Here is a 14,006-nt window from a genome sequence, read left to right on the forward strand (position 1 = left end):
GTCTACTTTTTGGAAAGGTAGTGGAGGTAGTAGATGAAAAATAAATGGTTTATAAAGTGGCTTGGATATGTAAAAGTACGAATTGAAGGTAGAGGAGCGGAACGGTTCGTTAATGAATGCGTACGTAGAAAATTATTAGTTTGGGATGTTAAGAAGATTGCTGATGAAACGTTAGTTTTTTGTATGTTGTTACGCGATGTGAAAAAATTAAAACCAATTTATAGAAAAAATGAATGTAAATTATATTTCATTGGACGCTACGGTTTTCCTTTTTGGAATAAGCGTTTAATTAAAAATAGTGGATTTTTAATCGGTTTTTTAATTTTCTTTTTTGGTATGATTGCAATGTCAAATATGGTTTGGAAAATTGAGATTACAGGAGCGAAACCTGAAACAGAATATATATTGATGAAAGAATTGGATAAAATGGGTATTAAGAAAGGAAAACTACAGTTTCAAATGCCTAGTGTAGAAGATGTGCAACGCCATTTGACGGACAATATTAATGCGATTACTTGGGCGGGGCTGGAAGTAAGAGGGACCACCTATCATTTTAAAATTGTGGAAAAAAACGAGCCGAAAAAAGAGAAGGAACAGCATCCACAAAATTTAGTGGCAAAAAAAGAAGCAATTATTACAAAAACGTTTGTAGAGGTTGGGAAACCAGTCGTTATGAAAAATGACCATGTTGAAAAAGGACAACTTCTTGTATCAGGTGTATATGGTAATGAGGAAAACCCGTCAGTTGTTTCGGCGAAAGGCATTGTATATGGAGAAACTTGGTATACATCCGAGGTGAGTGTGCCGCTGAAAACACAATTTCAAGTGTATACTGGTAATGCGTATAATGAATACTTTCTTAAGTTTGGGAGTGCAAAAATAAAAATATGGGGATTTCAACATGATAAGTATAAACGCTCTCGTACTGAACATGTAAAACATGATGTGAAATTATTTGGTTTTACATTACCGATTGCATATGAAAAAGATATTGTACGAGAAGAGGAAGAAGCGAATCGAGAATACACAGAAAAACAGGCATTGAAAGTAGCGAAAGAGATGGCCGAAAAAGAACTAAAGAAAAAATTGGATGAACATGCTATGATTGTAAGTGATAAGATTTTGAGTAAAGAGGTTGAGGCGGATCAACTAAAAGTTACATTGCATTATACTGTAATTGAAAATATTGCAGAGTCACAACCGATATCCGAATCCGATATTCAAGGAGACTGAGTAATGGCAGAACAATTAGTAGAAATGAACCAACAATTGGAAAATACTAACGAAGCAATCGCTCTTTTTGGAGTCAATGATGCTCATTTAAAAGTAATGGAACGAGAACTTAATGTATCTATCGTAACTAGAGGTGAAACAGTTCATGTGTCTGGGGCAGATGAAAACGTGACACTCGTAGAAAAAATCTTACAGCAATTACTTGTTGTTATTCGTAAAAGTGTATCCATTACAGAAAGAGATGTTGCGTATGCAATTCAGCTCGCACAACAAGGGAAAATTGCTCAATTTGAAGAGTTATATGAAGAAGAAATTTTTAAAACGGCAAAGGGTAAATCTATTCGTGTAAAAACAATGGGACAAAGACGATATATTCATGCGATGAAGAAGAATGATATTGTATTTGGGATAGGACCTGCTGGAACTGGAAAAACGTACTTAGCTGTAGTAATGGCTGTAAGAGCGTTAAAACAAGGGTATGTAAAGAAAATTATTCTAACAAGGCCTGCTGTAGAAGCTGGAGAGAGTTTAGGTTTTTTACCAGGGGATTTAAAAGAGAAGGTAGATCCATATTTACGTCCATTGTATGATGCACTGCACGATATTCTTGGACAAGAATATACGCAGCGTATGATGGAGCGAGGTGTAATTGAAATCGCGCCTCTTGCTTATATGAGAGGGCGTACGCTTGATGATTCATTTGTTATTTTAGATGAAGCGCAAAATACAACTGGTGTCCAAATAAAAATGTTTTTAACAAGATTAGGTTTTAGTTCTAAAATGGTTATAACAGGGGATCCTTCGCAGGTAGATTTGCCAAAAGGGGCAAAATCAGGTCTTTCTATTGCTACAAATGTTTTATCTGGTGTATCAGGACTTTCGTTCATTACATTAGAGCAAAGCGACGTTGTGAGACATCCGTTAGTGCAACGTATTATTGAGGCGTATGATAAAATGGAATGATCCTATTTGTCAGGATCATTTCTTTTTGTATGATAAGGTTGGCGAATAGCAATTTTTTTACTATCATGAAAGAAGAAGAGTATAAGCGATAAATGACGTATGATTCTAAAAGTGTCGCTTGTTAGAAGAAACGAAAGCTATAAATAGTTTCACTTTATTTCTGGAGAGGAGAAGGTATTGAAATCATGTCAAGATCTCAAGAAATTTCTAAGTGGTTTCGTAATTTACAACATTCGAAAAAACTAAGTTGGATTTCTTACGTTTTATTAGGAGCAGTGCTGTTTTTTGCACTTATGAATAATGTAAAACCAGAGCAATTAGATGTTACAACATATTCTATTGCGAAAAAAACAATCCATTCTCCTATTAAAATTGAAGATAAAGTTACAACGGACAAAAAGAAAAAAGAAGCCGCTACAAAAGTTGAAGATCAATATACATATAAAAGTGAGTATAAACAAAATAAAGTGGATATTGTGAATGACGTCTTTGCTAAAGTAGATGAAGTGATACAAGAGATTAAAGCGGTTGGGCCGGATGAGCAAAAAAAGATTACTGATGCTGAAAAAGTGGACAAGTTGAAAAAAAAATTGCCTACTGATTTAACGAAAGAATTATCTGATTTAAACTTACTAAACTTAATTAATGCAGATTCGAACCAATTAGTATTAGCAAAAGATGCAGCAGTTACAGCTATTAATAGTATCATGACTGAGCATATTAAAATGGACGAATTGAAGGATGCGAAGGAACGATATGTAAGTGAGATGAATAGTGTTAATGTTGATAATGGTTTAAAGGAATCTATTAAGGCGTTAGGGAAATATGCGATTTCTGCAAACTATTTTTATGATCCGACCTTAACAAAAGAGAAGAGAAAAGCGGAAGAAGATTTAGTTCCACCTGTTTATATTCTTCAAGGGCAAGTCCTTGTTAGAGAAGGTGAAACGATTTCAAGTGATATGTACAATCAGTTGAAATTAGTTGGTCTGTTAGAAAAAGGGAACAGTTTTCAACCCTATGTTGGATTAGCGGTACTCATTGGTGTGCTATTGTACTTTATGCATAAGCAATTTGAAGTATTTTTACAACGGAAAAGGGAAGATAGACCGTATATTTTAGCGTACATTACCATTTTGTCGATCACGATCGTTTTAATGAAAATCATTAGCTTGTTCCAAAAGCTTGAATATGCAGGGATCGCGTATGTCGTTCCAGTTGCAATGGGAACAATACTTGTAAAACTAATGATTGGTGATCGATTTGTTTTTTTAACAAGCATGATTTTTTCTGTATGCGGAAGCATTATGTTTAATGAAGGAGTAACGAGCACCCTGAATTATAGTGTGGGGATCTATGTGTTACTAAGTTCACTATCAGTTAGTATTTTCTTGAGAGAAAAAAATCGTCGTACGATGATTTTACAAGCGGGTATACTCGTTTCTGTGTTAAATGTGGTCGTATTGGCAGCGTTATTATTGTTGCGTAATGGGAATTTTTCGCCTCTTGAAATTGGTACACAATTATTGATGGCTTCTGTTTCAGGGATTATCTCTTCGGTGTTAGCTATGGGGATTTTACCATATTTAGAGAGTGGACTTGGCATTGTATCAAGTATGAAGCTTATGGAACTATCAAGTCCAAATCATCCGCTTTTGCGTAAGATTTTGCTAGAAGCGCCAGGGACATATCACCATAGTGTAATGGTAGCGAATCTTTCTGAAGCTGCTTGTGAAGCAGTCGGGGCAAATGGTGTATTAGCCCGTGTAGGGGCGTATTATCATGATGTAGGAAAAACGGTACAACCACAGTTCTTTATTGAAAATCAGATGGGGATTGAAAACCCACATGATAAACTCGCCCCTGTAACGAGTAAAGATATTATTATCGCTCATGTAACGGACGGGGTGAGGATGCTAGAAGAGTACCATATTCCGCAAGAAATTATTGATATTGCTGGACAACATCATGGTACAACGTTACTTAAATATTTTTACTATAAGGCGATTAAAGAAGATAAAGAAAAATATACAGAAGAGATGTTCCGTTATCCAGGATCCAAAGCAACTTCTAAAGAGTCGGCGATTGTTGGTATTGCTGATAGTGTAGAGGCCGCGGTGCGTTCTATGAATCATCCAACGCCAGATCAAATTAATAATTTAGTGCAAAGTATTATTAAAGATCGTTTGCAAGATGGACAATTTAGTGAATGTGATTTGACATTTAAAGAGCTACAAATCGTTGGAAAAACGTTATGCGAGACGTTAAATGGTATTTTCCATTCGCGTATTACATATCCGGAACTACCGGAAGAGAAGGAGAAAGAATGAGTTTATTAATTGATTTTATTGATGAAACAGAAGAAGTGAAAGACGATTATATAAGTTTGATTCGAGAGCTGGTAGAGAAAGCGGCTCAAATGGAAAACATAGAAGAAGGGGCAGAATTATCGGTTACGTTTGTAGATAATGAACGTATTCGTGAAATAAACCGTGATTACCGAGATAAGGATCAGCCTACGGATGTTATTTCTTTCGCTATGGAAGAAATGGGAGAAGGTGAAATGGAAATTGTCGGTGCGGAGATGCCACGTATGTTAGGAGATCTTATTATTTCTATTCCAAGAGCGAAAGAGCAAGCTGAAGAATATGGACACTCTTTTGATAGGGAACTTGGGTTTTTAGCGTTACATGGCTTTTTACATTTGCTTGGTTATGATCACATGACAGAAGAAGATGAAAAAGAAATGTTTGGAAGACAAAAAGAAATTTTAGAAGCATTTGGATTAGGACGATGAAAAAAGGAAAACTTTTAGATAGTTTTGGATATGCTATAGCTGGTATATTCTTTTGTCTTCGTCATGAAAGAAATATGAGAATTCATTATTTAGCCGCAGTCATTGTTATATGCTGCGGCTTTTATTTCCATATTACGAAAATAGAGTGGGTGGTATTACTTATTGTGATAGGGATTGTAATGGGTTTAGAGATGGTAAATACGGCTGTGGAAAAAACAGTAGACTTAGTGACTGCTGATATACATCCATTTGCGAAAATTGCAAAGGATGTCGCAGCAGGAGCGGTTTTACTCTTTGCAGTTATAGCCGTTATAATTGGTGCTATTATCTTTGTACCGTATGTGGTATAGTTGCATTCCGAAGCTTTTATTAAGCCTAGGAAGTGCTATAAAGGCCTTTAGTGAGAGAGTGTATCTATTCACAGCTGTGAACAGGAAGGATGCGGGATATGAATAGTAAACAATTAATTCAAGAAGCAATCGAAGCGCGTAAACAAGCGTACGTACCATATTCAAAATTTCAAGTAGGTGCAGCATTATTAACGCACGATGGAAAAGTATATCGTGGCTGTAATGTTGAGAATGCATCATATGGCTTATGCAACTGTGCAGAAAGAACTGCTTTATTTAAGGCAGTTTCTGAAGGGGATAAAGAGTTTGTAGCTATTGCGGTTGTAGCAGATACAAAACGCCCAGTACCTCCTTGTGGAGCATGTCGACAAGTTATGGTAGAATTATGTAAACAGGATACGAAAGTATACCTATCAAATTTACATGGTGACGTTCAAGAGACGACAGTCGGAGAATTGTTACCAGGAGCATTTTTAGCGGAGGATTTACATGAATAGAAAAGGTTATAAATCAGGTTTTGTCTCTATTATTGGCAGACCGAATGTTGGGAAATCTACATTTTTAAATCGTATTATCGGCCAAAAAATTGCCATTATGAGTGACAAGCCACAAACGACTCGTAATAAAATTCAAGGCGTATATACAGAAAATGATTCACAAGTAATTTTCATTGATACACCAGGAATACATAAACCGAAACATAAACTAGGTGACTTCATGGTGAAGATGGCTCAAACGACATTGAAAGAAGTTGATATTGTGCTGTTTATGGTCAATGCAACTGAAGGATTTGGTCGTGGTGAGGAATTCATTATTGAGAAATTACAAGAAACGAAACAACCGGTATTTTTGGTAATTAATAAAATTGACCAAGTTCATCCAGAGCAATTATTAGAGTTAATTGATCAATATCGTAAACTACATGAGTTTGCAGAAATTGTACCAATTTCTGCATTAGACGGTAATAATGTAGAAGCGTTAATTGGAGCAATTAAAAAATATTTACCAGAAGGACCGCAATACTACCCAGATAATCAAGTAACGGATCATCCGGAGCGATTTATTATTGCAGAGCTTATTCGTGAAAAAGTACTACATTTAACACGTGAAGAAGTGCCACATTCTGTAGCGGTTGTTATTGATGCAATTCAGAAGCGTGAGGGCGGTGCAGTTTATATAAATGCAACGATTGTTGTTGAACGTGCGTCACAAAAAGGAATTATTATTGGGAAACAAGGGAAGATGTTAAAAGAAATCGGGAAACGAGCTCGTTTTGATATTGAAGCACTTCTTGGTTCTAAAGTATTTTTAGAGGTATGGGTAAAAGTACAAAAAGATTGGCGCAATAAGATGTCTCAGCTTCGTGATCTTGGTTTCCGCGAAGACGAGTACTAAAATAAAGTAAGGCTGTAATCAGTGGATGTTTGCTCATCCGCTGATTATTGGTTTTTGTAAACTTTAATAAATTAGGAAAAATTTTTCTCACATGAAAATGGACAAAATGGGTCAATTTAATAACAAAGGAAATTGGTTTATAGGCTACGCTTATTGAGAAAGGTGGATTCTTATGCTAGATTTTACCTGGAAGTTTTTCTCCAAAACAGGAAGCATTGAAACGTATTTGCTTTTAAAAGAGATGGAAAAAGACGTAAACGATGAGATGGATCAACATGATGAGGAGCTAGCGCATCTAGACTCTCCAATTTCTTGACCCGTTTTGTTCAAACCTTGGATGGTGACGAACATGTTTCAAAAAGTTGAGGGCATCGTTATCCGTACGACAGATTACGGAGAAACGAATAAGATTGTTACAATATTCTCAAGAGAATTCGGTAAGATAAGTGCAATGGCAAGAGGAGCGAAAAAACCGAAAAGTCGGTTAGCATCTGTTTCGCAACTTATGACACATGGGCATTTTCTTATTCAAGTGGGATCTGGGCTTGGAACTTTGCAACAAGGCGAGATTATTTCAACTATGAAAGAAATTCGCGAGGATATATTTTTAACTGCTTATGCATCATTTGTTGTTGAGTTAACTGATAAAGCAACAGAAGATAAAAAACATAATCCGTACTTATTTGAAATGTTATATCAAACGTTGCATTATATGTGTGAGGGTGTTGATCCAGAAGTATTATCATTAATTTATCAAACGAAAATGCTTCCGGTATTAGGGATGCGCCCGTATTTTGATACATGTGCGATTTGTCATCAAGAAACAGATTTTGTCGCCTTCTCTGTCAGGGAAGGCGGTTTTCTGTGCTCACGTCATGCGGAGCAAGATCCGTATCGTATACCGGTGGGAGAAGCTGTACATAAATTGTTACGTCTTTTCTTCCATTTCGATTTACATAGGCTCGGCAATGTATCAGTGAAGGATAGCACAAAAAAACAAATGCGCTTAGTATTGAATACATATTATGATGAATATTGCGGAATTTATTTGAAATCAAGACGTTTCCTAGAGCAACTTGATAAGTTTCAAATATAATTTGGGGCCGTATACGGTCCTTTTTACATACTTTCTTTTTCGAATAGCATATTTAGTATATAATATTTAAGAGATAGTATAACTTTTTTCGTTGTGCATTAAAGGTGGTGATTATCATAGAGCTGAATAAACGGCAAGAACATATCATTCAGATTGTAAAAGATCACGGTCCTATTACAGGGGAGTCAATTGCTGCGCAATTGGGTTTAACACGTGCAACGCTAAGACCAGACTTAGCAATTTTAACGATGGCTGGTTATTTAGAAGCGCGTCCACGCGTAGGTTATTTTTATACGGGGAAAACTGGGGGGCAGCTATTATCTGAAGCTGTTAAGAAAATTAAAGTGCAAGATTATCAATCTAGACCGGCTGTAATTGATAAAAATGTATCAGTATACGATGCAATTTGTACGATGTTTTTAGAGGATGTTGGTACATTATTTGTTGTAGATCAATCTACACTATTAGTTGGTGTTGTGTCTCGAAAAGATCTATTAAGAGCTAGCTTAGGGAAGCAGGATTTAACCTCTCTTCCGGTTAATATTATCATGACAAGGATGCCAAACATTGCCATGTGTCGTAGAGAAGATTCTTTATATGATATTGCGATGGAATTAATAGAAAGACAGATTGATGCGATGCCGGTTGTGAAAGATACGAAGCAAGGTTTAGAAGTAATTGGACGAATTACAAAAACAAATATTACACGTGCGTTTGTAAACCTAGTAAATAACGAATAAGTGTAATTTGTTTAAAGTGAGGTAATGTAATGGATAATAAAATCGTATATGTCGTATCTGACTCTGTAGGAGAAACGGCTGATTTAGTTGTTCGAGCAGCAATGGGGCAATTCCCATTTGCTCCTGATATTAGACGTGTACCGTATGTAGAAGATACAGGGACATTAAAAGAAGTGATTTCGATTGCTAAGAGTAATCAAGCGCTTATTTGTTTTACGTTAGTAAAGCCGGAAATGCGCCAGTATTTAGTGAAAGAGGCTGCAAAAGAAGGGGTAGAGGCATACGATATTATCGGACCTCTTATCGATCAAATTGAAGAAATTACAGGGCAAGTGCCGAGATATGAGCCGGGTGTTGTTCGTAGATTAGATGAAGAGTACTTTAAAAAGATTGAAGCAATTGAGTTTGCTGTAAAGTACGATGATGGTAGAGATGCACGAGGTATTTTAAAAGCGGATATCGTGTTAATTGGAATTTCACGTACATCAAAAACACCACTTTCTCAATACTTAGCTCATAACAAACGGTTGAAAGTTGCCAATGTGCCGCTTGTACCAGAAGTGGATCCACCTGAGGAATTATATCAAGTGGCAAAAGAGAAATGTTTCGGTTTGAAAATTACACCGGATAAGTTAAATCATATTCGAAAAGAACGATTAAAATCACTTGGATTAAGTGACGGCGCAACATATGCCAATATTAATCGTATTCAAGAAGAGATTGATCACTTTGAAGCAGTAATTAGTAAAATAAATTGTCAAGTAATTGATGTATCGAATAAAGCGATTGAAGAAACAGCAAATATTATTGTGAATGCAGTGCAAAACCAAAAAATGTTTTAGCACATTTACCGAAGGTGAATGTGCTTTTTTCGCTCATATGAAATACGATACTTGCTGGATTAGTAATAGATTATAGCGGAGTGGTTATACTTATATTCTTCTGTTTTTTTATTATGTGAAAAGCATGGTTTAGTTATCCTAAAGTAGAAGATGAAAAAATAAAGGGATATGTAGCGTAGTTGAAGAAAATATATTATAATAAAAAATTGTGATAAAAACCTATATTTTACGTTTAGACTTTAATTTTTCAGAATAAACTAGGGATAGGATTTACAAAAAAGACATGTAATTACATTAAATCGACAAAATCTATACAAGAAAACGCACATTATGGAAGGATTCACAGAAGGGATGTAGAATACAGAAATATGCAAAACATCAATAACGTATTAGTTGATGCAGATGCATATCCCGTGAAGGATGAGATTGTGCAAGTTGGAACTGAATTTCATGTCGAAATTGTGTTTGTCGCATCGTATACTCATCGTTCAAGAAAACAGCAAGGCAATTGGATTTATGTAGATTCTGGACAAGATGAAGTTGATTTATATCTATCAACTTGCAAAGGTAACAGATCTCATGATCATACAGTATATGAGGCTTGCTAGTCTTCTTGTAAAAAAGGTGTATATGTATTGTCTTCAAGAGGTGCATTTGTAATAGATGAGCATATGAATACAATTTTATATAGTAGTATGTATCTGCGAAGTTACGCAGACAAAGGGCCTATATAAGAGGTCCGAAGTCGTTTACACAATGTGATCGACAATACTTTCTAACAAGTTTAGAAAAAATATTGTCGAATTATAAAGGAATTTTTTAATTTATATCGAATACAAAATACGACACGGAGATGGAGTTATGGGCAACAGAATTCCCGAAGAAGTTGTTGAACAGATTCGGACGTCATCCGATATTGTAGAAGTGATTGGTGAATACGTTCAACTTAGAAAGCAGGGACGTAACTATTTCGGCCTTTGTCCATTTCATGGTGAGAATTCTCCTTCATTCTCTGTTTCATCTGATAAGCAAATTTTTCATTGCTTCGGATGTGGAGAAGGTGGAAATGTATTTTCCTTTCTAATGAAAATGGAAGGACTTGCTTTTACCGAGGCTGTTCAAAAGTTAGGTGAAAGAAATGGAATTGCGGTTGCAGAGTATACATCAGGGCAAGTACAACAAGAAGACATATCTGATGACACTGTCATCATGCAACAGGCTCACGAACTTTTGAAAAAGTATTATCATCATTTATTAGTAAATACGGAAGAGGGAAATGAAGCACTTTCATATTTATTAAACCGTGGTATTACGAAAGAGATGATTGAGAAGTTTGAAATTGGTTATGCATCGCTTGCTTGGGATGCTGCAACGAAAATTTTACAAAAAAGAGGTTTATCGCTGTCTAGTATGGAACAAGCCGGTCTTCTAATAAGAAGTGAGAAGGATGGTAGTCATTATGATCGCTTCCGTGGAAGAGTTATGTTTCCAATCCATACGCTACAAGGTAAGGTGATAGCGTTTAGTGGAAGGGCTTTAGGAGATGACACTCCGAAATATTTAAATAGCCCTGAAACACCGATTTTTCACAAAAGTAAATTGTTGTATAACTTCCACCAAGCAAGGCCGTTTATTAGAAAGCGTGGGCAAGTAGTCCTTTTTGAAGGGTATGCCGATGTACTAGCTGCGGTAAAGAGTGGTGTGGAAGAAGCTGTTGCGACAATGGGAACAGCTTTAACTGAAGAACAAGCAAAACTTCTGCGACGTAACGTTGAAACTGTTGTTCTTTGCTATGATGGTGATAAAGCAGGACGAGAAGCGACGATGAAAGCAGGGCAATTACTGTTAAAAGTTGGTTGCCAAGTGAAAGTCACATCCTTGCCAGATAAGCTTGATCCTGATGAATATGTGCAACAATATGGGACTACCGTTTTTGAAAATCTTGTGAAATCAAGTATAAGTTTTGTTGGTTTTAAAATAAATTATTTGCGTTTAGGGAAAAATTTGCAAGATGAGTCTGGCAAAGAAGAATATGTGAAAAGTGTTTTAAAAGAGTTGTCGTTGTTACAAGACGCGATGCAGGCAGAATCATATTTGAAGTCCTTATCGCAAGAGTTTTCTTATTCAATGGAAACACTTTTGAATCAATTGCACCAATATCGCAAAGAACAAAAGGTACAGCAAAAACAAATAAAGCAGGTTTCTAAGCCGTCTCAAGTTGTTCAAACAAAACCGAAGTTAACAGGTTTTGAAAGGGCAGAAAGAGAAATTATTTATCATATGTTGCAAAGTGCAGAAGTAGCCGTTCGCATGGAATCCCATATAGAAGATTTTCATACAGAAGAACATAAAGGGATTTTATATGAACTATACGCATATTATGAAAAGGGAAATGAACCTTCAGTCGGAACATTTTTAAGTTGGCTCTCTGATGAAAAGTTGAAAAACATTATCACTGATATTTCGACGGATGAATTTATTAATCCAGAATACACAGAAGAAGTGTTACAAGGCCATTTAGAGACGCTTAGACGTCATAAGGAAAAACTTGTAAAGATGGAAATCATCTTTAAAGTAAAACAGATGGAAAAAACAGATCCTGTAGAGGCTGCTAAATATTATGTAGCATATTTACAAAATCAAAAAGCGAGAAAATAGCTTTTTTGGTAAAGATTTAGTATAATGAATGTTTGTATCTCGCGTAAGGAGGGGAACAGATGGCTGACAAACCAGCTCGTTCTAAACAAATTGAAACTGAAATGACCCTTGAGCAAGTGAAAGAACAACTCACTGAGGTCGGAAAAAAACGTGGCGTTCTTACATATGAAGAGATCGCAGAACGCATGAATGGATTTGAAATTGAATCCGATCAAATGGATGAATACTATGAATATTTAGGTGAACAAGGGATTGACTTAGTTGGCGATAACGACAACGAAGAAGGTCCTAATAATCGCCAAATTACAAAAACGGAAGAAGAATTCGACCTTAATGATTTAAGTGTGCCACCAGGTGTGAAAATCAATGATCCTGTTCGTATGTACTTAAAAGAAATTGGTCGCGTTGACTTACTATCCGCTGAAGAAGAAATTCGACTTGCGACGCGTATTGAAGAAGGCGATGAAGAAGCAAAACGCCGTCTTGCGGAAGCGAACTTACGTCTTGTAGTAAGTATTGCAAAGCGTTACGTGGGCCGTGGTATGCTTTTCTTAGACTTAATCCAAGAAGGAAATATGGGTCTAATTAAAGCGGTTGAAAAGTTCGATTATCGTAAAGGTTTCAAATTTAGTACGTATGCAACTTGGTGGATTCGCCAAGCAATTACACGTGCGATTGCAGACCAAGCGCGAACAATTCGTATTCCAGTTCATATGGTTGAAACGATTAATAAGTTAATTCGTGTACAACGTCAATTGTTACAAGATTTAGGACGTGAACCATCTCCTGAAGAGATTGGTGAAGAAATGGATCTTGCGCCAGAAAAAGTACGCGAAATCTTAAAAATTGCACAGGAGCCAGTTTCTCTTGAAACACCAATTGGTGAAGAAGACGACTCCCATTTAGGTGACTTTATTGAAGACCAAGAAGCAACATCACCTGCGGACCATGCAGCGTATGAATTGCTAAAAGAACAATTAGAAGATGTGTTAGATACACTAACAGATCGTGAAGAAAATGTTCTACGTCTTCGTTTCGGTTTAGATGATGGACGAACTCGTACGCTTGAAGAAGTTGGGAAAGTATTCGGCGTAACGAGAGAACGTATCCGTCAAATTGAAGCGAAAGCACTTCGCAAATTAAGACATCCAAGTCGTAGTAAGCGTCTTAAGGATTTCTTAGAATAGGCTAACTTTAAGTTTACTTCACTTTTGTGAAGTAAACTTTTTTATTTTGTTAATTTTTGTTAAAATTTAGCTATCGGCAACGATTACAATTTCTTGTAATTTATTTTACAGAATTGTCTTTTGATTTGCAAATGCTCATTTTTCGATTTTTCGATTAATTTTGTTTATTCTATACAAAAAAATATGTAGAAAAGCGAAAAATATGATGAGAAACGTTAATAATTATCGAAATAATAAGCGATATAACAATAAAAAACAATAAACTGAATTTATGGAATATTTTCAACAAGTGATAGTTTACTCTTTTCGGATAGAGCGTTTTCAAGTACAATGGAAATGACTGAATCATCTAACTATTTAGGGGTATAGAGGGGGGAGAAGAGATATGAAACGTAATCCGCTGATTCCGTTCGCTCTTATTGCAGCATTAGGTATTATCGTTATGTTTGTATTTTCATTTCAGGGGCTAAATAAATCTAAAGAGTTAGCTGATACAAAAAATGGCGGGAAGCCAGCGCAAACAGCATCAAAGCCAGAGGATATTGTGAAGCAAAGCTGTACGAGCTGCCATGGCGATCAGTTACAAGGGGCAGTAGGACCTAATTTACAAAAAATTGGTGGAAAACTTTCAAAGGATGAAATTAAAGAAATTCTTTCGAAAGGAAAAGGTAACATGCCTGCCAATTTAGTTCCAGCTGATCAAGCGGCTAAAGTAGCTGATTGGCTATCTAAGAAAAAATAAGGT

General features: G+C 36.0%; 15 protein-coding genes. All 15 read left to right on the forward strand.

The annotated features are described in order from the left end of the window. Nucleotides 1–33: 33 nt before the first annotated feature. Nucleotides 34–1,233 (forward strand): sporulation protein YqfD, encoded by a 1,200-nt coding sequence (gene yqfD / locus A6J74_RS22950; RefSeq protein WP_000792488.1) that lies wholly within the window; start codon nucleotides 34–36, stop codon nucleotides 1,231–1,233. A 3-nt stretch (nucleotides 1,234–1,236) separates the two neighbouring features. Next, complete coding sequence (locus A6J74_RS22955) at nucleotides 1,237–2,196, forward strand: PhoH family protein (RefSeq protein WP_000840526.1); 960 nt, start codon at nucleotides 1,237–1,239, stop codon at nucleotides 2,194–2,196. Between the two features lie 185 nt (nucleotides 2,197–2,381). Continuing rightward, nucleotides 2,382–4,526 (forward strand): HD family phosphohydrolase, encoded by a 2,145-nt coding sequence (locus A6J74_RS22960; RefSeq protein WP_000091505.1) that lies wholly within the window; start codon nucleotides 2,382–2,384, stop codon nucleotides 4,524–4,526. Next, nucleotides 4,523–4,993, forward strand: a complete 471-nt coding sequence (gene ybeY, locus A6J74_RS22965; protein WP_000054674.1) for an rRNA maturation RNase YbeY — start codon at nucleotides 4,523–4,525, stop codon at nucleotides 4,991–4,993. Before A6J74_RS22960 ends, ybeY begins: the two co-directional genes overlap by 4 nt. Next, the gene (locus A6J74_RS22970; protein WP_000715513.1) at nucleotides 4,990–5,343 is read left to right on the forward strand and encodes a diacylglycerol kinase family protein; all 354 of its coding nucleotides are present in this window, start codon (nucleotides 4,990–4,992) and stop codon (nucleotides 5,341–5,343) included. The genes ybeY and A6J74_RS22970 overlap by 4 nt, the downstream gene beginning before the upstream one ends. 98 nt (nucleotides 5,344–5,441) lie before the next feature. Beyond that, a complete protein-coding gene (locus A6J74_RS22975; RefSeq protein WP_001086291.1) occupies nucleotides 5,442–5,840 on the forward strand; it encodes a cytidine deaminase in 399 nt (132 codons plus the stop codon). Continuing rightward, complete coding sequence (era, locus tag A6J74_RS22980; protein ID WP_001080233.1) at nucleotides 5,833–6,738, forward strand: GTPase Era; 906 nt, start codon at nucleotides 5,833–5,835, stop codon at nucleotides 6,736–6,738. The genes A6J74_RS22975 and era overlap by 8 nt, the downstream gene beginning before the upstream one ends. Before the next feature lie 172 nt (nucleotides 6,739–6,910). Further along, nucleotides 6,911–7,054 carry a YqzL family protein gene (locus tag A6J74_RS22985; RefSeq protein WP_000883923.1) on the forward strand — a complete coding sequence of 48 codons (144 nt, stop codon included), beginning with the start codon at nucleotides 6,911–6,913 and terminating at the stop codon, nucleotides 7,052–7,054. A 33-nt stretch (nucleotides 7,055–7,087) separates the two neighbouring features. Continuing rightward, nucleotides 7,088–7,834, forward strand: a complete 747-nt coding sequence (gene recO, locus A6J74_RS22990; RefSeq protein WP_000487005.1) for a DNA repair protein RecO — start codon at nucleotides 7,088–7,090, stop codon at nucleotides 7,832–7,834. Between the two features lie 107 nt (nucleotides 7,835–7,941). Then, nucleotides 7,942–8,574 (forward strand): transcriptional regulator CcpN, encoded by a 633-nt coding sequence (locus A6J74_RS22995; RefSeq protein WP_000583755.1) that lies wholly within the window; start codon nucleotides 7,942–7,944, stop codon nucleotides 8,572–8,574. A gap of 29 nt (nucleotides 8,575–8,603) precedes the next feature. Continuing rightward, entirely contained in the window at nucleotides 8,604–9,416 is an 813-nt protein-coding gene (locus tag A6J74_RS23000; RefSeq protein ID WP_000368950.1) for a pyruvate, water dikinase regulatory protein, read from the forward strand. 368 nt (nucleotides 9,417–9,784) lie between these two features. Continuing rightward, nucleotides 9,785–10,024: a DUF188 domain-containing protein gene (locus tag A6J74_RS23005; protein ID WP_002039621.1), complete on the forward strand. Its 240-nt coding sequence runs from the start codon at nucleotides 9,785–9,787 to the stop codon at nucleotides 10,022–10,024. Nucleotides 10,025–10,277: 253 nt separating this feature from the next. Beyond that, nucleotides 10,278–12,074 (forward strand): DNA primase, encoded by a 1,797-nt coding sequence (gene dnaG, locus A6J74_RS23010; protein ID WP_000528232.1) that lies wholly within the window; start codon nucleotides 10,278–10,280, stop codon nucleotides 12,072–12,074. Nucleotides 12,075–12,133: 59 nt separating this feature from the next. Beyond that, nucleotides 12,134–13,261, forward strand: coding sequence for an RNA polymerase sigma factor RpoD (gene rpoD / locus A6J74_RS23015; protein WP_000764067.1), 1,128 nt, complete (start codon nucleotides 12,134–12,136; stop codon nucleotides 13,259–13,261). A 385-nt stretch (nucleotides 13,262–13,646) separates the two neighbouring features. Beyond that, the gene (gene cccA, locus A6J74_RS23020) at nucleotides 13,647–14,003 is read left to right on the forward strand and encodes a cytochrome c550 (protein ID WP_000828150.1); all 357 of its coding nucleotides are present in this window, start codon (nucleotides 13,647–13,649) and stop codon (nucleotides 14,001–14,003) included. The last annotated feature ends 3 nt before the right edge of the window (nucleotides 14,004–14,006 follow it).

Origin of the sequence: Bacillus sp. FDAARGOS_235 (assembly GCF_002073415.2) — a bacterium.
Taxonomy (GTDB): domain Bacteria; phylum Bacillota; class Bacilli; order Bacillales; family Bacillaceae_G; genus Bacillus_A; species Bacillus_A toyonensis.

What these genes read in the sequence shown, in the direction of transcription:
- yqfD (WP_000792488.1), top strand. Translation starts at nt 34, where the DNA reads ATGAAAAATAAATGGTTTATAAAGTGGCTTGGATATGTAAAAGTACGA.
- A6J74_RS22955 (WP_000840526.1), top strand. Translation starts at nt 1,237, where the DNA reads ATGGCAGAACAATTAGTAGAAATGAACCAACAATTGGAAAATACTAAC.
- A6J74_RS22960 (WP_000091505.1), top strand. Translation starts at nt 2,382, where the DNA reads ATGTCAAGATCTCAAGAAATTTCTAAGTGGTTTCGTAATTTACAACAT.
- ybeY (WP_000054674.1), top strand. Translation starts at nt 4,523, where the DNA reads ATGAGTTTATTAATTGATTTTATTGATGAAACAGAAGAAGTGAAAGAC.
- A6J74_RS22970 (WP_000715513.1), top strand. Translation starts at nt 4,990, where the DNA reads ATGAAAAAAGGAAAACTTTTAGATAGTTTTGGATATGCTATAGCTGGT.
- A6J74_RS22975 (WP_001086291.1), top strand. Translation starts at nt 5,442, where the DNA reads ATGAATAGTAAACAATTAATTCAAGAAGCAATCGAAGCGCGTAAACAA.
- era (WP_001080233.1), top strand. Translation starts at nt 5,833, where the DNA reads ATGAATAGAAAAGGTTATAAATCAGGTTTTGTCTCTATTATTGGCAGA.
- A6J74_RS22985 (WP_000883923.1), top strand. Translation starts at nt 6,911, where the DNA reads ATGCTAGATTTTACCTGGAAGTTTTTCTCCAAAACAGGAAGCATTGAA.
- recO (WP_000487005.1), top strand. Translation starts at nt 7,088, where the DNA reads ATGTTTCAAAAAGTTGAGGGCATCGTTATCCGTACGACAGATTACGGA.
- A6J74_RS23000 (WP_000368950.1), top strand. Translation starts at nt 8,604, where the DNA reads ATGGATAATAAAATCGTATATGTCGTATCTGACTCTGTAGGAGAAACG.
- A6J74_RS23005 (WP_002039621.1), top strand. Translation starts at nt 9,785, where the DNA reads ATGCAAAACATCAATAACGTATTAGTTGATGCAGATGCATATCCCGTG.
- dnaG (WP_000528232.1), top strand. Translation starts at nt 10,278, where the DNA reads ATGGGCAACAGAATTCCCGAAGAAGTTGTTGAACAGATTCGGACGTCA.
- rpoD (WP_000764067.1), top strand. Translation starts at nt 12,134, where the DNA reads ATGGCTGACAAACCAGCTCGTTCTAAACAAATTGAAACTGAAATGACC.
- cccA (WP_000828150.1), top strand. Translation starts at nt 13,647, where the DNA reads ATGAAACGTAATCCGCTGATTCCGTTCGCTCTTATTGCAGCATTAGGT.